We start from the raw sequence: 267 nt of genomic DNA, 5'->3' as shown, positions 1-267 counted from the left end.
AGTCAGAGCTGTTTAATCTAAAAACTTGACTGCCGGAATAGTTGCCACTGATATTTACTATGATATCTGCAACCGACTTAATGTACTCATCACCTTTTTGATAGCCGCGGCTTTGATTGATTGACTGTAACTCACTACAGCGGACAAGTGCTAAAGAGCCAAATGTGCTTATTTCGGTGTTTTCTATATTTTTTTCGTAGTAATCAACAAACATATTGCGATTACCTAATTCAGTAACACCGTCTTTGTAGGCTTCACGTTTAATAT

The 267-nt window shown here is 37.1% G+C and carries 1 protein-coding gene; it reads right to left on the bottom strand.

The features are described from left to right. Positions 1–267, bottom strand: a 267-nt coding sequence (locus AAEY88_RS13915) for a diguanylate cyclase domain-containing protein (RefSeq protein WP_350563330.1), incomplete at both ends; no start/stop codon positions are given.

The organism is Psychrobacter sp. CAL346-MNA-CIBAN-0220, assembly GCF_040309805.1.
GTDB lineage: Bacteria > Pseudomonadota > Gammaproteobacteria > Pseudomonadales > Moraxellaceae > Psychrobacter.
The sequence above is the reverse complement of the archived record's forward strand: the minus strand, read 5'-3'. Positions and strand labels throughout refer to the sequence as shown.